At 61.5% G+C, this 20,561-nt stretch carries 19 protein-coding genes; 7 read left to right on the top strand and 12 right to left on the bottom strand.

From position 1 onward, the window contains the following. The first annotated feature begins 180 nt into the window (after window positions 1-180). From NWV16_RS14465 to NWV16_RS14440, 6 genes are all read left to right on the top strand, one after another. Window positions 181-1,197, top strand: a complete 1,017-nt coding sequence (locus tag NWV16_RS14465; protein WP_260519593.1) for an AraC family transcriptional regulator — start codon at window positions 181-183, stop codon at window positions 1,195-1,197. Between the two features lie 191 nt (window positions 1,198-1,388). Continuing rightward, complete coding sequence (locus tag NWV16_RS14460) at window positions 1,389-3,053, top strand: AMP-binding protein (RefSeq protein ID WP_260519592.1); 1,665 nt, start codon at window positions 1,389-1,391, stop codon at window positions 3,051-3,053. A 15-nt stretch (window positions 3,054-3,068) separates the two neighbouring features. Then, complete coding sequence (locus NWV16_RS14455) at window positions 3,069-3,830, top strand: SDR family NAD(P)-dependent oxidoreductase (RefSeq protein ID WP_260519591.1); 762 nt, start codon at window positions 3,069-3,071, stop codon at window positions 3,828-3,830. A 12-nt stretch (window positions 3,831-3,842) separates the two neighbouring features. Beyond that, window positions 3,843-5,033: an acetyl-CoA C-acyltransferase gene (locus NWV16_RS14450; protein WP_260519590.1), complete on the top strand. Its 1,191-nt coding sequence runs from the start codon at window positions 3,843-3,845 to the stop codon at window positions 5,031-5,033. A gap of 20 nt (window positions 5,034-5,053) precedes the next feature. Then, entirely contained in the window at window positions 5,054-6,181 is a 1,128-nt protein-coding gene (locus tag NWV16_RS14445) for an acyl-CoA dehydrogenase (protein ID WP_260519589.1), read from the top strand. 14 nt (window positions 6,182-6,195) lie between these two features. Continuing rightward, window positions 6,196-6,969, top strand: coding sequence for an enoyl-CoA hydratase (locus NWV16_RS14440; protein ID WP_134827028.1), 774 nt, complete (start codon window positions 6,196-6,198; stop codon window positions 6,967-6,969). Between the two features lie 37 nt (window positions 6,970-7,006). Here NWV16_RS14440 and NWV16_RS14435 read toward each other — a convergent pair whose 3' ends face one another. The 11 genes from NWV16_RS14435 to argH form a co-directional block, all read right to left on the bottom strand. Continuing rightward, the gene (locus tag NWV16_RS14435) at window positions 7,007-8,158 is read right to left on the bottom strand and encodes an acyl-CoA dehydrogenase family protein (protein ID WP_260519588.1); all 1,152 of its coding nucleotides are present in this window, start codon (window positions 8,156-8,158) and stop codon (window positions 7,007-7,009) included. Window positions 8,159-8,161: 3 nt separating this feature from the next. Continuing rightward, on the bottom strand, window positions 8,162-9,268 hold the full coding sequence (locus NWV16_RS14430) for an enoyl-CoA hydratase/isomerase family protein (RefSeq protein WP_260519587.1): 1,107 nt from the start codon (window positions 9,266-9,268) through the stop codon (window positions 8,162-8,164). A gap of 190 nt (window positions 9,269-9,458) precedes the next feature. Next, a complete protein-coding gene (locus tag NWV16_RS14425; RefSeq protein ID WP_260519586.1) occupies window positions 9,459-10,145 on the bottom strand; it encodes an HPP family protein in 687 nt (228 codons plus the stop codon). Window positions 10,146-10,304: 159 nt separating this feature from the next. Then, the gene (locus tag NWV16_RS14420) at window positions 10,305-11,483 is read right to left on the bottom strand and encodes an MFS transporter (RefSeq protein ID WP_260519585.1); all 1,179 of its coding nucleotides are present in this window, start codon (window positions 11,481-11,483) and stop codon (window positions 10,305-10,307) included. Between the two features lie 16 nt (window positions 11,484-11,499). Continuing rightward, window positions 11,500-12,852 (bottom strand): MmgE/PrpD family protein, encoded by a 1,353-nt coding sequence (locus NWV16_RS14415; protein WP_260519584.1) that lies wholly within the window; start codon window positions 12,850-12,852, stop codon window positions 11,500-11,502. Beyond that, entirely contained in the window at window positions 12,849-13,739 is an 891-nt protein-coding gene (locus NWV16_RS14410) for a polysaccharide deacetylase family protein (RefSeq protein WP_260519583.1), read from the bottom strand. Before NWV16_RS14410 ends, NWV16_RS14415 begins: the two co-directional genes overlap by 4 nt. Next, complete coding sequence (locus NWV16_RS14405; protein WP_260519582.1) at window positions 13,732-14,577, bottom strand: polysaccharide deacetylase; 846 nt, start codon at window positions 14,575-14,577, stop codon at window positions 13,732-13,734. The genes NWV16_RS14410 and NWV16_RS14405 overlap by 8 nt, the downstream gene beginning before the upstream one ends. A 128-nt stretch (window positions 14,578-14,705) precedes the next feature. Beyond that, window positions 14,706-15,530, bottom strand: a complete 825-nt coding sequence (locus tag NWV16_RS14400) for an ABC transporter substrate-binding protein (protein ID WP_260519581.1) — start codon at window positions 15,528-15,530, stop codon at window positions 14,706-14,708. A gap of 39 nt (window positions 15,531-15,569) precedes the next feature. After that, window positions 15,570-16,334 carry an amino acid ABC transporter ATP-binding protein gene (locus tag NWV16_RS14395; protein WP_096821469.1) on the bottom strand — a complete coding sequence of 255 codons (765 nt, stop codon included), beginning with the start codon at window positions 16,332-16,334 and terminating at the stop codon, window positions 15,570-15,572. 20 nt (window positions 16,335-16,354) lie between these two features. Beyond that, entirely contained in the window at window positions 16,355-17,233 is an 879-nt protein-coding gene (locus NWV16_RS14390; protein ID WP_096821468.1) for an amino acid ABC transporter permease, read from the bottom strand. 61 nt (window positions 17,234-17,294) lie between these two features. Continuing rightward, window positions 17,295-18,722 (bottom strand): argininosuccinate lyase, encoded by a 1,428-nt coding sequence (argH, locus tag NWV16_RS14385; protein WP_260519580.1) that lies wholly within the window; start codon window positions 18,720-18,722, stop codon window positions 17,295-17,297. A gap of 298 nt (window positions 18,723-19,020) precedes the next feature. On the opposite strand from argH, the gene NWV16_RS14380 reads away from it, so the two are divergent. Continuing rightward, on the top strand, window positions 19,021-19,986 hold the full coding sequence (locus tag NWV16_RS14380) for a LysR family transcriptional regulator (protein WP_260519579.1): 966 nt from the start codon (window positions 19,021-19,023) through the stop codon (window positions 19,984-19,986). Window position 19,987: 1 nt separating this feature from the next. Here the strand turns inward: NWV16_RS14380 and NWV16_RS14375 are convergent, their stop codons facing one another. After that, window positions 19,988-20,506: a GNAT family N-acetyltransferase gene (locus NWV16_RS14375; RefSeq protein WP_260519578.1), complete on the bottom strand. Its 519-nt coding sequence runs from the start codon at window positions 20,504-20,506 to the stop codon at window positions 19,988-19,990. Between the last annotated feature and the right edge of the window lie 55 nt (window positions 20,507-20,561).

Raw genomic sequence — 20,561 nt, 5'->3', positions numbered from 1 at the left:
ATAATGACATTCATTCTCACATGAAATTAATTGACATTTACCTGAACGAAAGCTGAACGGTCTTAAGATCAACCATTCTCAAATGCATCGCGGATTATCCGGATGCAGCGAGCCGTGCCCTGCGCAGCTGCGTTAAGATGCCCGCCACTCGAACAACAACAACAGGATTTGCCTGGATCCATGTCGGAAAAAGACACCATCGCCATTCAGCTGGTGCGTGAAGCGCTGCAGCAAAGCTGTGCTCCGGGCGTGGCCACGGAAGAAGTCTTGAACAAGGTCGGCATCGATCCGGCGCTGCTGTCCACTGAAGAGGCGCGGGTCCCGGCCAGTCAGTACGCACGGTTGTGGCGGCTGCTGGCACGGCGAGGGGATGACGAGTTCTTTGGCATGGACCCGCGCAAGCTGAAATCCGGCAGCCTGGAATTCCTCTGCCGTAGCGCCATGGCCCAGCCAAATCTGGCTGCGGGATTGAGTACCGGTCTGAATTTCCTGTCGCTGATGCTTGAGCGCATGCCGGCGCAACTGGTTCACCAGCAAAGTCTGGCGGAGATCGTGCTGCTGGAGGACGACCACGAGCCGCGCCGCGCCTTCACCTATTTCACTTACTGGATGATTGTTCACGGCGTGGCCTGCTGGCTGGCGGGACGGCGAATCCCGATCCTGGCCATCGAGCTGCGCTGCCCGGCGCCGGCGTTCTGCGACGACTACCGGGTGATGTTCTCGGAAAACCTGCGTTTCGACCGCCTGCGCACACGGATGATTTTTGCTGCCGACGTGCTGGATCTGCCGATCAAGCGCAGTGCCGAGGAGTTGAAGCGTTTCCTGGCTCATGCGCCGGCCAACATTCTGGTGAAATACCGCGACCCGGAAAGCCTTGCCAGCCGGATCAAGCAGGATCTGCGACAGTTGCCCGCCGAACAGTGGCCGGAAACCGAAGCCCTGGCCCAACAGTTGTGCATGTCGGCTTCGACCTTGCGTCGGCGTCTGGCCGAAGAAGGGCAGACGTATCAAGGCCTCAAGGACAGCGTGCGCAAGGAGCTGGCGATCACCTGGCTGGCGGAGCCTGCAATCAGTTTTGCCGACATCGCCACACGCCTGGGATTTGCCGATGCGAGCTCGTTCTACAAGGCGTTTCGCAAGTGGTCCGGGACCAATCCGGGCCATTACCGCAGCCTGATCCTCAACGAAGCGGTCTGATCCGTCACCCACTCACCGCCAACGCTTGTTCCCATGCAGAGCGTGGGAACGATCTGCTGTAACCCGATTCATGGCCAAACCAGTCATCCACTTTGAAGGCTTTGGCCATTGCCGCAACCGGCGTGCGGCGCGAGTATTCCCCTGATGTTTACGGTTCCCCGACCTAATAAAAACACAGAGGGATTCTGGCAATGCGCGATTACTTGTCTGCCACCGAACAGTTCAATTATCAGCACACCGTGGACGCCGCACTCAGCGGCTCGCTCAAGGCGCTCAACGCCTGCGTCGAATGTTGTGACCGTCACGCCTTGCCGGGGCGCATCGCGCTGTTCTGGGAAGGCCGCGATGGCGCCAGTGCGACTTACACCTTCAGTGATCTGCAGGACAAAGCCGCACGTTTCGCCAATTTCCTTCTCGCCCAGGGCGTGCAGAAGGGCGACAAGGTTGCCGGTCTGTTGCCGCGCAACATCGAACTGCTGATCACCGTGTTCGCCACCTGGCGCATCGGCGCGGTGTATCAACCGCTGTTCACCGCATTCGGTCCGAAAGCCCTCGAACATCGTCTGAACAGCTCCGGCGCCAAAGTCGTGGTGACCGACGCGGTCAACCGGCCGAAACTCGCCGAAGTCGCCGATTGCCCGACGCTGGTTACCGTCGGCGGCCCGAAAGGCCAGGGCATTGTCCGTGGCGATTTCAGTTTCTGGGCCGAGCTGCCCAACCATTCCAATGTCTGCGAGCCCGTGATGTTGACCGGCGAAGCCCCGTTTCTGCTGATGTTCACTTCGGGCACCACCGGTCCGTCGAAAGCGCTGTCGGTGCCGCTCAAGGCCATCGTCGCATTCCAGAGCTACACCCGTGACGCCGTGGATCTGCGCCCGGAAGATGCGTTCTGGAACGTCGCCGATCCGGGGTGGGCCTATGGCATTTATTTCGGCGTGACCGGCCCTTTGTCGATGGGGCATCCGATCACGTTCTACGATGGCCCGTTCACCCTCGAAAGCACCTGCCGGGTGATCAACAAGTACGGCATCACCAACCTCACCGGTTCGCCCACGGCGTATCGCCTGTTGATTGCCGGTGGCGATGAATTCGCCCGTTCGATCAAAGGCAAGCTGCGCATCGTCAGCAGTGCCGGCGAGCCATTGAACCCGGAGGTGATCCGCTGGTTCGCCGACAACCTCGGCGTGGTCATTCACGACCACTACGGCCAGACCGAACTGGGCATGGTGCTGTGCAACCATCATGGCCTCGAACACCCGATCCACCTGGGTGCCGCCGGTTTCGCCTCCCCGGGCCATCGCATCGTGGTGCTCGACGACCAGTACAACGAACTCGGCGTCGGCCAGCCCGGCATCCTCGCCATCGACCGCACACAGTCGCCGATGTGCTGGTTCGCCGGTTACGAAGGCGTGCCGACCAAGGCCTTCGTCGGCGATTACTACCTGAGCGGCGACACCGTGGAGTGGAACCCGGACGGCAGCATCAGCTTCGTCGGTCGCAGCGACGATGTGATCACGACTTCCGGCTACCGGGTCGGCCCGTTCGACGTGGAAAGCGCGCTGATCGAACACCCGGCCGTGGTCGAGGCGGCGGTGGTCGGAAAACCCGATCCGGAGCGCACCGAACTGGTCAAAGCCTTCGTCGTGCTCAACCCGCAATACCGCGCCGAACCTGCGCTGGCCGAAGAACTTCGGCAACACGTGCGCAAGCGTCTGGCCGCGCATTCGTACCCCCGTGAAATCGAATTTGTCAGCGAATTGCCGAAAACCCCGAGCGGCAAATTGCAGCGCTTTATCTTGCGCAACCAGGAAATCGCCAAGGCTCAAGAGGCCGCGGCGCACAACGTTCCAGCTTGAATCAGGAAGTCAGTCATGCAGATCGAAAACAAGGTTTTTATCGTCACCGGCGGCGCGTCCGGCCTGGGTGCCGCCACCGCTGAATTGCTGGTGGGCGCCGGCGCCAAAGTGATGCTGGTGGACATGAACGCCGAAGCCGTTGCCGCCCAGGCCCGGCGCCTCGGCGCGCAAAGCATAGTGGCCGACATCAGCAACGAAGCCGCCGCTGAAGCCGCCGTGCAGGCGACCGTGAAAGCCTTCGGCAGCCTCAACGGGCTGGTGAACTGCGCCGGCATCGTCCGCGGCGAGAAGATTCTCGGCAAGAATGGTCCGCACGCCTTGTCCAGCTTCGCGCAGGTGATCAATGTCAACCTGATCGGCAGCTTCAACATGCTGCGCCTGGCGGCGGCAGCGATTGCCGAAAGCGAGGCCAACGCTGACGGCGAACGCGGCGTGATCATCAACACGGCGTCCGTGGCGGCGTTCGATGGCCAGATCGGTCAGGCCGCGTATTCCGCGTCCAAAGGTGCCATCGCCAGCCTGACCCTGCCTGCCGCCCGCGAACTGGCGCGCTTCGGCATCCGCGTGATGACCATCGCTCCGGGCATTTTCGAAACCCCGATGATGGCCGGCATGACCCCGGAAGTGCGCGATTCACTCGCCGCCGGCGTGCCGTTCCCGCCGCGCCTGGGCAAGCCTGCCGAGTACGCCGCGCTGGTGCGGCATATCATTGAAAACAGCATGCTCAACGGTGAGGTGATCCGTCTCGACGGCGCCTTGCGCATGGCCGCCAAGTAAGGAGGATTTCCCATGACCATCTCCAACGACCCGATTGTCATCGTCAGCGCCGTCCGCACCCCGATGGGCGGTTTCCAGGGCGAACTGAAAAGCCTGACCGCGCCGCAACTCGGCGCTGCCGCGATCAAGGCGGCGGTCGAGCGCGCCGGTGTCGCCGCCGATGCGGTCGATGAAGTGTTGTTCGGTTGCGTGCTGCCGGCAGGGCTCGGCCAGGCGCCTGCGCGTCAGGCTGCCCTGGGTGCCGGCCTGGACAAATCCACCCGCTGCACCACCGTCAACAAGATGTGCGGTTCGGGCATGGAAACCACCATCCTCGCCCACGACATGCTGCTGGCCGGCAGCGCCGATGTGGTGATCTCCGGCGGCATGGAAAGCATGTCCAACGCGCCGTACCTGCTGGATCGCGCCCGTGCCGGTTACCGGATGGGCCACGGCAGGGTGCTGGATTCGATGTTCCTCGACGGTCTTGAAGACGCCTACGACAAGGGTCGCCTGATGGGCACCTTCGCCGAGGATTGCGCTGAAACCAACGATTTCAGCCGCGAGGCTCAGGACGCATTCGCCATCGCCTCGACCACCCGTGCCCAGCAGGCGATCAAGGACGGCAGCTTCAAGGACGAAATCGTCCCGCTGACCGTGACTGTCGGCAAGGAACAAGTGGTGATCAGCAACGACGAGCAGCCACCCAAAGCCAAACTGGACAAGATTGCCTCGCTGAAACCGGCGTTTCGCGAGGGCGGCACCGTGACGGCGGCCAACTCCAGCTCGATCTCCGACGGCGCTGCCGCTCTGGTGTTGATGCGCCAGTCGCAAGCACAGAAACAGGGCCTGAAACCGCTGGCGGTGATTCATGGCCACGCCGCGTTCGCGGACACCCCGGGCCTGTTCCCGGTGGCTCCGATTGGCGCGATCAAAAAATTGATGAAGAAAACCGGCTGGTCGCTGGATCAGGTAGATCTGTTTGAAGTAAACGAGGCGTTCGCCGTGGTCGGCATGGCGGCGATGACCCATCTGGAAATCCCCCACGACAAACTGAACATTCACGGCGGCGCCTGCGCCCTGGGCCACCCGATCGGTGCGTCCGGTGCGCGGATTTTGGTGACCTTGCTCTCGGCCCTGCGCCAGAAAGGCCTGAAACGCGGCGTCGCGGCGATCTGCATCGGCGGCGGCGAAGCCACGGCGATGGCGGTCGAGTGCGTCTGAACCCGAGTTAAGGATTTGCCATGATTCCCAATGAAGACCAACAACAAATCCGCGACATGGCCCGGCAGTTTGCCGAGGAACGGCTCAAACCGTTCGCCGCCGAATGGGATCGCGAACACCGCTTTCCGAAGCAAGCCATTGGCGAAATGGCCGGGCTGGGCTTCTTCGGCATGCTGGTGCCGGAGCAGTGGGGCGGTTGCGACACCGGTTACCTGGCTTACGCCATGGCCCTGGAAGAAATCGCTGCCGGCGACGGCGCCTGCTCGACGATCATGAGCGTGCACAACTCGGTGGGTTGCGTGCCGATCCTCAAGTTCGGCAACGATGATCAGCGTGAGCGCTTCCTCAAACCGCTGGCCAGCGGCGAGATGCTCGGTGCCTTCGCGTTGACCGAACCGCAGGCCGGTTCCGACGCCAGCAGCCTGAAAACCCGTGCACGACTGGAAGGCGATCACTACGTGCTCAACGGCTGCAAACAGTTCATCACGTCCGGACAGAACGCCGGGGTCGTGATCGTGTTTGCCGTCACGGATCCGAGTGCCGGCAAACGCGGAATCAGTGCGTTCATCGTGCCGACCGACTCGCCGGGCTACAAAGTCGCCCGCATCGAGGACAAACTCGGTCAGCACGCTTCGGACACCTGCCAGATTCTGTTCGAAGACGTGAAGGTGCCGGTGGCCAATCGGTTGGGCGAGGAGGGTGAAGGCTACAAGATCGCTCTGGCCAACCTCGAAGGCGGCCGCGTCGGCATCGCTTCGCAGTCGGTGGGCATGGCTCGTGCCGCGTTCGAAGCGGCCCGTGATTACGCCCGTGAACGCGACAGCTTCGGCAAACCGATCATCGAGCATCAGGCCGTGGCCTTCCGCCTCGCGGATATGGCCACGCAGATCGCCGTGGCGCGGCAGATGGTGCATTATGCCGCCGCCCTGCGAGACAGCGGTCAGCCGGCGCTGGTCGAAGCGTCGATGGCCAAACTGTTCGCCTCGGAAATGGCCGAGAAGGTCTGCTCCATGGCCTTGCAAACCCTCGGCGGTTACGGTTACCTCAACGACTTCCCGCTGGAGCGCATCTACCGCGACGTGCGGGTCTGCCAGATCTACGAAGGCACCAGCGACATTCAGCGCATGGTCATTTCGCGCAATCTTTGAGAAGGAATCTGCACATGAGTTACGAAACGATTTTGCTGGAAACCCACGGCCGCGTCGGCGTCATCACCCTGAACCGTCCGCAGGCGTTGAATGCCCTGAACGCGCAACTGGTCAGCGAAGTGAACCGCGCCCTCGACGGTCTGGAAGCCGATGCGAACATTGGCTGCATCGTCATTACCGGTTCGAAGAAGGCCTTCGCAGCCGGTGCCGACATCAAGGAAATGGCCGAGCTGACCTACCCGCAGATCTACATGGACGATTTGTTCAGCGACAGCGACCGCGTGGCCAACCGCCGCAAGCCGATCATCGCGGCGGTCAACGGCTTCGCCCTTGGTGGTGGCTGTGAACTGGCGTTGATGTGCGACTTCATCCTGGCCGGTGATAACGCCAAGTTCGGTCAGCCGGAAATCAACCTCGGCGTGCTGCCAGGCATGGGCGGCACCCAGCGCCTGACCCGCGCCGTGGGCAAGGCCAAGGCCATGGAAATGTGCCTGAGCGGGCGTTTGATCGACGCGGTGGAAGCCGAGCGTTGCGGCATTGTTGCGCGGATCGTGCCGAGCGATGAGCTGCTGGATGAGGCGCTGAAAGTCGCTGCAGTCATCGCCAGCAAATCGCTGCCGATTGCGATGATGGTCAAGGAAAGCGTCAACCGCGCCTTTGAAGTGAACCTGACCGAAGGCGTGCGTTTCGAGCGCCGGGTGTTCCATGCGGCGTTTGCGACGCAGGATCAGAAAGAAGGGATGGCGGCGTTTGTGGCCAAGCGGTCGCCGGAATTTCAGGGCAAGTAATTGAGTTCGCCCCCACGCATTGCGTGGGGGCGATTCATCAGAGCTGATAGTTCTTCAACTCCCGCGCAATCACCATCCGCTGTATCTCGCTGGACCCCTCGTAAATCTGGGTAATCCGCGCATCCCGGTAGTATTTCTCCACCGGATAATCTTCGAGATATCCATACCCGCCATGAATCTGAATCGCTGATGAGCACACCTTTTCAGCCATTTCCGACGCGAACAGCTTGGCCTGCGAAGCTTCCGACAGACACGGCTTGCCCGCCGTGCGCAACCGCGCCGCGTGCAGGATCATCAGGCGTGCCGCGTTGATCTGCATCTGCATGTCCGCCAGCAGGTTGGCGATGCTCTGGTGTTCGACGATGGCCTTGCCGAACTGCACCCGGTCACGGGCGTAACCCAGCGCCGCTTCGAATGCCGCACGGGCGATGCCCAGTGCTTGCGCGGCAATGCCGATGCGTCCGCCTTCAAGGTTGGACAAAGCAATGGCCAGGCCTTTGCCGCGTTCACCCAACAGATTGGCTTCAGGAATGCTGCAACTGTTCAACGTCACCGCACAGGTGTCGGAAGCTCGGATGCCCATCTTGTGTTCGGTGCGGTCGACAATGAAGCCCGGTGTATCGGTCGGCACCAGAAACGCCGAAATGCCGCGTTTGCCCAGATCGGGATCGGTCACCGCAAACACGATTGCCAGTTTGGCCCGTTTGCCGTTGCTGACGAATTGCTTGGCACCGTTGATCACCCACTGGCCATCGCGCAGTTCGGCGCGGGTGCGCAGGTTATGCGCTTCGGAACCGGCCTGGGGTTCGGTCAGGCAGAAGCAGCCGATCACCGCGCCGCTGGCCAGATCCGCCAGCCAGGTCTGTTTCTGTTCTTCGCTGCCGTAATTGAGCACCGGCCCGCAGCCGACCGAGTTGTGGATGCTCATGAACGCACCGGTGGCGCCATCTGCGGCGGAAATTTCTTCCACGGCCAGCGCATAAGCCACGTAGTCGACGTAAGTGCCGCCCCATTCTTCCGGCACCACCATGCCCAGCAGCCCGAGTTCGCCCATCTTCGCCACCAGAGCGTCATCGATCCAGCCGGCCTTTTCCCAGGCTTGTGCGTGCGGGGCGATTTCGCCCCGGGCAAAATCCCGGGCCATGTCGCGGATCATGACCTGGTCTTCAGTCAATTCGAGATCGTGCATGACTCAGCTCCCGCTCTCATCAAAACCATGGAAGAAACGCGCGACCTGCTCGGCGTGCAACGCGGTCAGCGTCGGCGGGTTCCAGCGTGGTGATTTGTCTTTGTCGATCAACAAGGCGCGTACGCCTTCGATCAGGTCGCCGCGCTCGAACCACTGGCGATCCAGATGCAGTTCGAGGGCGAAGCAGTGTTCCAGGCTCAGGTGCCGGCCACGACGCAGCATTTCCAGGGTCACGCCCATGGCCAGCGGCGAGCGGGTGTCCAGCAGGTCAGCGGTGGTGGTCGCCCACTCATGGCTGTCGGCGACGGTCACGGCGCGCAGTTGCTCGACGATGCTCGGTACATCGGGCAGCGCGAAGAAATGGTCGATGGCCGGACGCAAGGCTTCCAGCGGGGCGTCCGGCAGCGTTTGCACGCCGTGGCGGGCCAGCAGGTTTTGCAGGTCTTTCAGCGGCGTGTCGTGCCACTCCAGATGATCGAGCTGTTCGTCGAGGGGGCCGAGTTTGCTGCTGTCCAGATACCAGTCGGCGAGGCCGCAATACAGCGCATCCGCCGCACGAATCTGCACGCCGCTGACACCCAGGTAAATCCCCAGCTCACCGGGAATGCGCGGCAGAAAATAACTGCCGCCGACATCCGGAAAATACCCGATGGCCACTTCCGGCATCGCCAGACGGCTCTTCTCGGTGACCACCCGCAGATCCGCGCCTTGCACCAGGCCCATGCCGCCGCCGAGGACGAAACCGTCCATCAGCGCCAACACCGGTTTGCGGTAATGGTGGATCGTCAGGTCGAGGGCGTATTCCTCGACGAAGAATGCTTCGTGCAGCGTGTCACCGCTTTTGAAACTGTCGTAAAGGGAACGAATGTCGCCACCGGCACAGAAGGCTTTTTCGCCGGCTCCGCGCAGGACCACGGCATGCACATGGGCATCGGTCGCCCAGGCATCCAGATGTCGCTGGAGCTGGCGGACCATGTCGAGGGTCAGGGCATTGAGGCCGGCGGGGCGGTTGAGGGTCAGGTGACCGATATGATTGCGAACCTCGGCCAGCACTTCGTCTTGCGTGGCATCCATGGGCGAAGTCCGCGGGGATGAAGCCTGAGCAGTCATCACTAACTCCCTGCTTTTATTGTCTTTATTCGAGAAGCCCGGGCACGGGCGTTGATGGATCGTAACAGTGCAAATTTGCCGTGTACAACGGGGATATGTGCATGGGGTGTCTGCATTTTTGCCTTAGGCCAAATGCACCGGATCGCGGCTTGTTTTCTATCGACAATGCTGACAGGGACAGGCCCGGCGCTTATCTGAACACCTGTCCGATACTGCGCCGCCTGGCATGTAACTCACTGGCATGAATCAGCTGTTCCAGATCCTCCGGTGTGACATCGATGAACGCCTCCATGTCCGCCAGCGCCAGTTTCAGATCATCGGCCGTGATCGCCTGAGAATCGACCGGTGCCACGGCCGGCGCAGGCTCGGCGGGGCGTTTCGGGTAGCGGATGCGAGTCAGGTTGTTGTAGGCCAACGCGGCCAACAGCATGCATGCGGCGCTGAGCATCAGCGGTTCCAGGGCTTTCCAGTCCATGGCGATGGTCGTCGGGTCGGCCAGCACCATCGTCAATGCCACCGCACCGGCCGGCGGGTGCAGGCAGCGCAGCCAGCACATCAGGATCAGCGCCATGCCCGCCGCCAGGCAGGCGCTGCCCAGCGTTCGGCCAAGGACATGAGCCACCAGCAACGCAACAACACCGGCACACAGATAACCGCCGATGATCGACCACGGCTGGGCGAGGGCGCCGGAGGATACGGCGAACAGCAGCACCGCCGATGCCCCCAACGGGCCCATCAGGTGATACGCCACTTCGATACCGAACACCTGACTGCACGCCCACACGCTGAACAACGTGCCCAGTGCCATGCCGATGGCGGCACGGCTCCATTCGGTGGGGCGGGTGTTGATGGCGGCGGGCAACCAGCGAGCGAGCATGAAAAAACGATCCTTTGCAGAAAACCGAAGGCAAAAAAAAGGACTTGTCCGTCAACCCGGAAAGTCCTTCGAAGCGTTCCAACGATTGGGGGAGGAACGCGCACAGTGTGCCAAGCAATCTCGATGCTGACAAATTCATATAAATGCATCTTCAGTGCATTATTTTCGAAGTAAAGCCACTCGTCGCCCGCTCATGAAACACAGGAACCCGCCCATCGCGGTCAGCGCGCTGAGGGCGTAGAACATGGTAGGCGCCGGTGTGTGCATCAGCAGGAAACCGCAGATCACCGGACTCAAAGCACCGCCCAATGCTGCGAGGTTCTGCGCGCCGTAATAACTGCCGCGCAATTCTTCCGGGGCCAGGGTGTCGACGAACAGGAATTCCGACGGGTAAATGATCATTTCGCCGAGGGTGAAGATGAACATGGCGATGCACCAGCTCACCAGGCTGTCGGCCAGGCTGAAACCGATCAAGCCGAGGATGAACAGACTGGTGCCGGCGGCAATCCAGTCGCGGAGTCTTTCCCGGTTGAGGAAGCGGCCGATCTGATATTGCAGCAGGATCACCGCGATGGCGTTGCAAGCAAGCAGAGCGGCCATGGTTTGCAGCGCCCGTTGCGAGTCTTCGACCACCAGCAGGTATTGCGACAGGTAAAGCGTGAAACGCCCGTGAACCACGGTGCTGAGCAGACAGCCGCAGGTGAACATGATCAGCGTGCGATCGTTTTTCAGGGTAATCAGGGTTTTCAGGAAGCTTTGCGGCTGGCCGATGGCGGCGACCGGGCTGGCGTCCTTCGGGATGCCGATCATCAGGAAGATGCTGCCGAAAGCGATGCCGGCGGCAATCAGGAACGGTGCAATCGGGTATACCCCGGCGATCACCACACCCAGCATCGGGCCGGTGGCGTAGCCGATGTTGGTCAGGGTGTAGCGCAGGGAAAATGCCTTGGCCCGCTGACCCATGGGCAGGTTTTCACTGAGGATCGCCTTGGAACCGATCAGGAACAAAGCCGAGGCGGTTTCGGTGATGACCAGCGTCGCGGTCGTCAGGTACAGGTCTTTGGCGAAGGTCAGCAGCACGAAGCCGATGGCGCTGGAGAGCATCGCCAGAATCAGCAACCGGCGTTTTTCCAGCCGGTCGATGATATAGCCGCCGTACAGCGCAAGCAGGGTGGCGATGAACACCGCGATGCCCAGCAACAACCCGACGTCCTGTTGGTTGAGGCCGAGCTTGTTGCTCAAGAACAGTGTGAGCAACGGACTGGTGATGGCGCGGCTGACGACGATGGTCAGCGAGACGATCATCAGGCGGCGGATAACGAGCGAGTAGGTGGCCACGGAAAATCAAATGTCCTTATTCGGTTAACAGGTGCTCGAGATCGCGCACGGAATCCAGCGTTTGCAGCTGTCGTAGCTGCGCCAATAGTGGCTCGGCCTTAAGCGGTGAAATCACCCGCAACGCCAGACTCAAAAACTTCTCCTCCAGCGCCGCCTCGCTCAGCGGATTGCCCGGCGCGCCCAGCGGCACCTCGACACACAGGCTCGCCTGACGCCCGTCGCGGGTTCGAACAATGACCACCGGCTCGCCATCCTCCGACAGACGCTCATCCACTTCAAGGCGAATGCGCGTCAGCCATTGAGCAATGCGCGGATCGTTGCGCGGCTGTTCATCGTAAGCCTCGAGCCGGCAGTACCCGTGTACCAGTCGCGCGGCGAGGGCGTAGGGCAGACTCATCTGCGCGGCGGCCAGACTGCGGGCGTCGCGACCGCCGCACATGTCGAGCAGAAACCCGCACAGATTCACTTGGACGTCTTCCAACTGATCGGCGCCTACCTGCAATTGCTCCAGCAACAGACCGAGCGCATCGATCGCCGAGTGGGTGCCACGACACGCGGCGTAGGGTTTGATCGAACAGCGCGCGAGTTTCCAGACCTGTCCCAACCCGGCGTCCAATGCATCCGGTTGCGCGCTACCCGGCGCGAGGGTCTTGAGAAATCCACCCCAGACATCATCGAACAACACCGACGGTCCACTCACACCTTCGCGAGCAAAACGCGCCGCTAGCAAACCGCCTTCGGCAGCGCGTCCGCTGTGCAGTTTCTTGCTTTGCGAACCATCGTGGATGAACGCCCACAGCCCGCCGCTGAAACTGCCGGCGATGCCCAGCGCCGAGACGGTTTGCGCTGCATCCAGGGTAAAGATCCGTGCACAGGCCGCCGCCGCGCCGAACACGCCGCAGGTGGCTGTGGAGTGCCAGCCGGCGCCGTTGTGGGCCGAATAACTGCCGCAGGCTTCCAGCACCCGCCGGCCGATTTCGTAGCCGATCACCACGGCGGTGATGAACTCGCGACCGTCCACCGGCCGATCCACCAGTGACAGCGCCGCCATCACCGCCGGCAGCACCACCGCGCCGGAATGATCGCAGCCGCCAGTGTCGTCCAGCTCCAGCGCATGGGCGGCGATGCCGTTGAGCAAAGCCGCATGCCCCGCGCCGACCCGCAATGATGAACCCCAGACCAGCGCGGTGCCCGGCTCGGCGCCGAACACCTGCCGCGCCAAAAGCGCGACCGTACTGTCGGCCCCGGCCAGCGCTGCGCCGAAGGTGTCGAGAATGTGCCGCTTGGCTTGTTCCACCAACACCGGCGGCAGATCTGCAAACCGGGTCTCGACGCAAAACTGCGCCAGCCGCTGCATGCGTTCAGTCATACGAGATAGTCCCGATAATGGCGCTCATACGCTGACGCTGGATGATCCTGCGCAACGGGCGCCGCCGTTTGCACCCACCAATGTGCGACTTCAGCGCCGGTGGCGATCCACACGTCGTCGTGCTGTTGAATGCCTTGCAGCAATTCACGCAACACACCGATGCGCCCCGGCGTGGCAATGATTTCCGGGTGCAGGCGCAGCACGTAGCACAGACCGAAGCGGTGGAATCCGGCGAAGTCCATTTGCAGGTTGCCCAAGGTGTGGCTGTAGGAGGCGATTCGCGATTGCGCCGGCGGCACGGCCGGGCTCAGGTTGAAGGCGAAATAGGGTTCGTCTTCGAGTTCGTAATGCAGCGGCAGCTCGACCACTTCGGGTGCGGTCGGGTGCAAGAACGGCAGATCATCGCCTCGCCATGACGAGGACCAGTGAATGCCTTGATGTTTCAAGGCTTCGATGAACCCTGGGGCACCGTTACCGGCAGGTACTCGGAAGCCGGTTGGACAGATGCCGGTCAAAGCCTCAAGCGCCGCACACCCTTTGGCGACTTCCGCGCTTTGCTCTGCCAGATCCAGTGTGTCGTAATCCTGATGGCGGTAACCGGCGCAAGCGATCTCATGGCCGTCAGCCTGGATGGCCGCAATGTGCTGCGGATTTTCCTCGGCGACGATGCCGGGCACGAACCAGCTGCTACGCACCCCGAGTTCCCTGAACAATCCGAGCAGGCGCTCGACACCCCGTTGCGTGCCGTAGCGCCACACCGAGAGCGTCTTGTCACGCCCGGCAACTTCCGGGGCCTGAGTGAGAATGCCGTGGATGTCGTTGTAGTCGACGGTCAGCACCACCGCGCAGCGTTTGCCGGCGGGCCAGAGATTGTTCGCGTCAGCCATGGTGATGCTCCTTCAGCCACCAGCGGGCGACGTCGCGGCAGGTGGCGAACCACACGTCATCGCGCTGGCGCATGTGTTCGAAGAGTTTCTCCAGCAACAGGATGCGCCCCGGTTTGCCGGTGATTTTCGGATGGAACAGTGTGGTCAGGCACAGGCCTTCGTCCATCGCGCCGTCGTACTCGCGTTGCCAGTTGTCGAGGGTCAGTTCGTAGCTGGCGGTGCGGTCGAGCCCGGACGGAAAATTCGGTGCGCGGGTGTAGGCGAGCGAGGCGTAGTCGTCCATTTCCCAGCGGCCGGGGATCTCCACCAGCGGCGTGTCGTGGCCGGGGACGTTGACCAGATACGGGCGATCATCGCCGCGCATGCTGCTGGAATAGATGACACCGTTGTCGGCCAGCATCGCCGGGGTCTCGGCACGCCAGTCGCCGGACGGGGTGCGAAACCCTTCGGCGCGGATATGCAGGTATTGCCAGAAGACGTCGAGGGACTTGTTCATCACGGCCTGCTGCTGCTCCAGCGTCAGGGCGTAGAAGGATTCGTGCTTGTAGCCGTGGTAGGCGACTTCATGGCCGCGCTCGACGATGGCCTGGCATTGTTTCGGCCAGTTTTCCACGACCCACGCGGGGACGAAGAAAGTGGTCGGGATCTTGAAGGCGTCGAGCAGATCCAGCAAGCGCGGCAGGGCGCGATAGGGGCCATAGCCGCCGAAGCCGAAGTACTCGGGCTTGCGCCAGATCGAGCCGTTGAGCATCGCGTCACCGGTCGGACCGTCGAGGTCGAAGGCCAGGGCGAGGCAGGCTTTGTGCGAGTCGGGCCAGGTGGGTTGCAAGGAGGACATCGATAACTCTCCAACTGTTCACAGCCCCTGTGGGAGCTGGCTTGCCAGCGATGAGGCCGGTACATTCAACATTGATGTCGACTGATCGGGCGCCATCGCGGGCAAGCCCGCTCCCACAGAGGAACCAGTTATTTACCGGCGTTGATGGTCACATCCTTGATCGCACCCTGCTCCAGATCCCACTTCTTGAGAATCGCGCCATAGCTGCCGTCATCCACCATGCTCTGCAACGCCACCTTCACCGCTTCACTCAGCTCAGGCTTCTTCTTGCTCACACCCAACCCGGTGAACTGCACGGAGATCGGCTGGCCGACTGTCTTGTACATGTCCTTTTCCTGGGTCTTGAGGTAGGACAGGGTTTCGCTGCCCTGCATCGCCGCGTCAATGCGGCTTTGGCGCAGTTGGGCGCGGGCGTCCGCCGAGCCTTCGGTGCCGATCACGTTGATCGCCGGTTTGCCTGCGGCCTCACAGTGCTCCTTGCTCCACGCGGCGATTTCCGCCGGGAACGTGGTGCGACGGCTGGTGCCGACTTTCTTGCCGCACAGGTCGGTGATTTCGTTGGTCGCGGTGTTCTTCTGCAAGGTGTAGAACTGCGGACCGCTGGTGAAGTAGTCGACGAAGGTCACGCTGGCCTGACGCTCGGCGGTGTCGGTCATGCCCGACAGCACGATGTCGACGCGGTCGGTGGTCAGGGCGTTGATCATTTGCTCGAAGCCGGTTTCCTGCCATTTGATCTTGATCCCGAGGCGCTCGGCCAAGGCGTTGCCCAGGTCGTAGTCCAGACCGGTGAGCTTGTTGGTGGCCGGGTCCTTGAAATCCATCGGCGGATAGTTGGGCATGATCGCGACGACGATCTCGCCTTTTTCCTTGATGCTCGCCGGCAATTCGGCGGCCACGGCGAAACCGCAAGACATGAGGGAGGTGAGTACTGCTGGAATGACGAAGTTCTTCATGGACGTTCTCTTATGAGTGTTGTGAAGGCCAAAGGGGCCTCAGGTTCGAACGGCAGAAATGAAGCTTTGGGTGCGCGGGTTTTGCGGACTTATTAGTATTTCTTCGGGGCTTCCAGCCTCCACGATCTGCCCGCCGTCCATGAACACCATGCGGTTGGAAACTTCCCGGGCGAAGCCCAGTTCATGGGTGACGACGATCATGGTCATGCCGGTTTGCGCCAGATCGCGCATCACCGACAGCACCTCACCGACCAGTTCCGGGTCGAGTGCCGAAGTGGGTTCATCGAACAGCATCAGCTTGGGTCGCATGGCCAGGGCGCGGGCAATCGCCACCCGTTGCTGCTGACCGCCCGACAGTTCAATCGGGTAGCTGTCGCGTTTGTCGGCGAGGCCAACCCGGGCCAGCAGTTCCAGGGCTTCTTCGTGCGCCTCCTTCGGCGAACGCTTGAGCACCTGGCACGGGCCTTCGATGATGTTTTGCAGCACAGTCATGTGCGGAAACAGGTTGAAGCGCTGGAACACCATGCCGGTGGCCAGGCGCTGACGGGCGATCTGCGACTCGTTGAGTTCGTGCAGCTTGTGCCCGACGACACGGTAGCCGACCAGTTCGCCGTCGACCCAGAGGCCGCCCTTGTCGATCTTTTCCAGCTGATTGACGCACCGCAGCAAGGTGCTCTTGCCCGAGCCGGACGGGCCGATGATGCACAGCACTTCGCCTTGCTCGACTTCGATGTTGATGTCCTTGAGCGCGTGGTACTGGTCGTAATATTTGTTCAGGGCCACAGCCTTGACGATGCTTCTCATGTGCGATTCTCCTGCGCGGCTTACGAGCGCTTGCCGGCGCCGCGAGCGAAACGACGCTCCAGACGGCTTTGACCAAAGGACAGGACGGTAACGGTGGCCAGGTACCAGATACCGGCGACGATCAGCAGCTCCATGACCCGGGCGTTGGCGTAGTAGATGTTCTGGGCGTTGTAGAGCAGTTCCGAGTACTGGATCACGCTCGCCAGCGAGGTCATTTTCACCATGCCGATGAATTCGTTGCCGACCGGTGGAATGATGATGCGCATGGCCTGCGGCAGGATGATCCGGCGCAGCGCCTGCAGGCGCGGCATGCCGATCGACTTGGCCGCTTCGTACTGGCCGGTGTCCACCGACAGCAGGCCGGCACGCACCACTTCAGCGGTGTAGGCGCCCTGGTTGATGCTCAAGCCGAGCAGGGCGGCCACGAACGGCGTCATCAGGCTCACGGTGTCGAGTTCAAACAGGCCGGGAATGCCGATGGTGGGGAAGATCAGCGCCAGGTTGAACCACAACAGCAGTTGCAGAATCAGCGGCGTACCGCGAAACAGCCAGGTGTAGGTCAGCGCCACGTAGCGCAGGATCGGGTTGGCCGACATGCGCATGATCGCAGTGATCACCCCGAACACGATGCCCAGCGCCATGGCCAGCACGGCCATGATGATCGTGTTGAGCAGCCCCCACATGATCGCTTCGGAAGTCAGGAACTGGCCGATGTACGACCATTCGATCTTGCCTTCGGCGAAGGCCCGTACCAGGCCAATGATCGCGATCACAATCAGCGTGGCGAAGAAGATCCGCCCGTAATAGCGCCGTGGCACATGCTGGTACTGAGTGATGTCGAACTGGTTTTCCGCCAGTTTGCGCTCCGCCTGGAGTCGTTCTGCCTGAGTCTGGCTCATGTTGTTTCTCCGTACACTGTACTTTTCGATCAACCCCCTCCCGGTGGGAGGGGGATCCGGCTCAGAGGCGGAAGCCCTGGTAGTTTTCGGTCCACTGTTGCTGCGCGGCGAGGGCGGTTTTCAAGCGGCTGATCTGCTCGCGCACCTGTTGCGGCGCGGTGCCGCCCCAACCGTTGCGGGCAGCGATGGCGGCTTCCAGGGTCAGGCTGTCGCGCACATCTGCCGTCAGGCGCGGGTCGATCTCGGCCAGCAGCGCCGGCGAGGCTTCCCACAATTCGAGGCTGTGTTTTTCGCAGGCCTGCACCAGCGCCCCGGTGATTTCGTGGGCTTCCTTGAACGGCACGCCACGTACCGCCAGCCAGTCGGCGACTTCGGTGGCGAGGGTGAAACCCAGCGGCGCCTGGCGCCGCAACTCCTCGACGTTGACGGTCATGGTCGCGACCATTCCGGCCATCGCCGGCAGCACCAGCAGCAGGGTGTCGACGCTGTCGAGCACGCCGTTCTTGTCCTCGCTCAGGTCGCGGTTGTACGACAGCGGCAGGGACTTGAGCGTCGAGAGCAGGCCGGTCAGGTTGCCGATCAGGCGGCCGGCCTTGCCTCGTGCCAGTTCGGCGATGTCCGGGTTTTTCTTCTGCGGCATGATCGAACTGCCGGTGGCGTAGGCGTCGTCCAGATCGACCCAGCGGAACTGGCGCGACGACCACAGGCAGAATTCTTCGGCCAGACGCGAGATGTTGATCCCGAGCATGCTGGCGATGAACAGGAACTCGGCGATGTGATCGCGGCTGGCCACGGCGTCGATGGAGTTCTCGCAGACCCCGGCATAACCCATTTCCTTGGCTGATTGCTGCGGCTGGCGAGCGATGGCGGAACCGGCCATGGCTGCAGCACCGAGTGGCGACAGCGAAGTGCGGGCGTCCCAGTCCACCAGTCGTTGCACGTCACGCAGCATCGATTGCGCGTGGGCCAGCAGGTGATGGGCGAACACGATCGGCTGCGCCTGCTGCAAGTGGGTAAAGCCCGGGCAAATGCTTTCGACGTGCTGTTCAGCCTGATCCACCAGCGCCGATTGCAGAGCCAGCACTTCCACGGCCAGGGTACGCACGTGATCCCGCAGGAACAGGCGCAGATCATTGGCGGTCTGGTCGTTGCGCGAGCGGCCCGCGCGCAACTTGCCGCCCAGAGCGCCGAGGCGTTCGGTCAACAGGCGCTCGATGAAGGTGTGAACGTCTTCGTCGTCCAGCGTCGGGGCGATGCGCCCGGCAGCGAAATCGGCACCGATGCCGTCCAGGGCTTCGATCATCGTACGGGTTTCCTGCTCGTCGAGCAGGCCGGCACGTTGCAGCTCCCCGGCGTGAGCCTTGGAGCCGGCCAGATCGTACGGCGTCAGGCGGAAATAGCGCTCGGGGCAACGGGAGAGCGCCGCCAGGGCTGCGGACGGGCCGCTTTTGAAACGAGCACCCCAGAGACGGTCGGTGGTTTGAGACATTTGTTGTTTTCCTCGTCGGTAACGCGAACTGAAATCGGTGTGCATGGCCCTGAAAGATCGTGCCGAACAATCAGCAGACGGAATCAGGTCAAAGCAGTTTCAAGAGGGCAGTTGCAAAGAGACAAGAGCTGATCGAAGTGTCAGCTTTTAATGTTTGGCGACCAGTGAGTTGGCACTGATGTTCGGGATTTTTTGGCGGTTGCCAAGGCTTGTTTTCTGTGATCATTATTATTAGCCGGCGATGTTTTTGTTGTTGGACACAGATTGTTGAACATTGCGCCAGAGGTAAATCAGCATTATGGAAACCCCACTTTCCAATTCCGGAAACCCGCCGCTGAAAACGGCTCACCGAGCGCCACTGGCCCTCAGCGGACTGGATTTCAAACTGCTCAAGGTGTTCAAGGCCGTGGTCGAAGCGGGAGGTTTCAGCGCCGCGCAAAATGAGCTGAACGTGGGCCTTGCGGCCATCAGCAAGCAGATTTCCGACCTGGAAATCCGCATCGGCATGCGTCTGTGTACCCGGGGGCGCGAGGGATTTCACCTGACCGAGGAAGGGCGTCTGGTGTATCAGGCGTCGATTGACCTGTTTGCGTCGGTCGACAACTTTCGGGATCGGCTTAGTTCAGCGCAGAACGAACTTATCGGCGACCTTGGTGTGGGCGTTATTGATAATACGATCAGCGACCTTAATTCACCGTTAGTTGCTGCGCTTAAAAAGATAAATGAAGAATCGCCGAAAGTAAGATTTCAACTTCAGGCCACCCAGCTGGATGAGGTGGAAAGAGGCGTGGTAGAAGGGCGCCTGGTGGCGGGAATAGTGCCGGTTTATCAAAAACGAGAAGAGTTTGATTATTACCCGTTATATGAAGAACGTTCGGAGGTTTACTGCGCTGTCGGCCATCCGCTGTTCGACATGCCGGAAGCACAAATGAACAGCGACGTGCTGCAGGATTACGAGTGCATCAACCACCGCTACGCGATTCATCGCGACAAACTCAATTTTGCCCGCTACGACAGTTTTTCCGCCTCGGCGACCCAGGTCGAAGCCGTTGCGCTGCTGATCAAGACCGGGCGCTTCGTAGGCTTCCTGCCCCGGCATTACGCGGCCACGCTGGTGGCGGCGGGGCAGTTTCGCGCAGTGCTGCCGGAGCGAATCAACATCGCCACGCCGTTCAATCTGATCCTGCGTCACAACACCGTGCGCAGTCCGTTGGTGAAGGCGTTCGCTCAGGCGTTGGGCGTTGATCTGAAAGCGCCGTTGTAATTCAGCCGAGCATCAATCGCATCGCGCAACGTCGCTCACCGGGCAAACCGTGGGCGATTTCGTCGCTGAGTACCTCGATCAAACGCGGCCCGGCATCCACTTCGTTCAATGGCACAAAACCCATGCGTTGATAAAACGGCGCATTCCACGGCAGGTCGCGGAAAGTGGTCAACGTGACCGCCTCAAGTTGCTGCCGTCGCGCGTGTTCAATCACGCCCGACAGTAACTTGCGACCGATGCCCTGGCCCTGAAAGTGTTGGCTGACGGACAGCTCTTCGACGTGCAACTGGTTGTCGATTTCAACGGCCCTTAAAAAACCGGCAAGTTGTCCGACAGTATTTTCTGCTATCCATACATGTCCCTGCTCGATGGCCTGCAAATGATGCGCGGCGTCGGGTACGTCACTGTCTGCCAGCCAGGCCAATGCAGGATCGAGGCGAAACAGTGCAGCGGCCGAACGCTCGATGGCGGGGAGGGCGGCAGCGTCGGCGGGACGGGCAGAGCGAATGGAAAGGGTCATCGAGGGCTGCGATCTTCTGATGCGGAAACACGGAAAGATCGCAGCCTTCAACGAG

Source organism: Pseudomonas sp. BW7P1 (assembly GCF_024981055.1).
GTDB classification, from domain to species: Bacteria; Pseudomonadota; Gammaproteobacteria; order Pseudomonadales; family Pseudomonadaceae; genus Aquipseudomonas; species Aquipseudomonas bananamidigenes.
The sequence above is the reverse complement of the archived record's forward strand: the minus strand, read 5'-3'. Positions and strand labels throughout refer to the sequence as shown.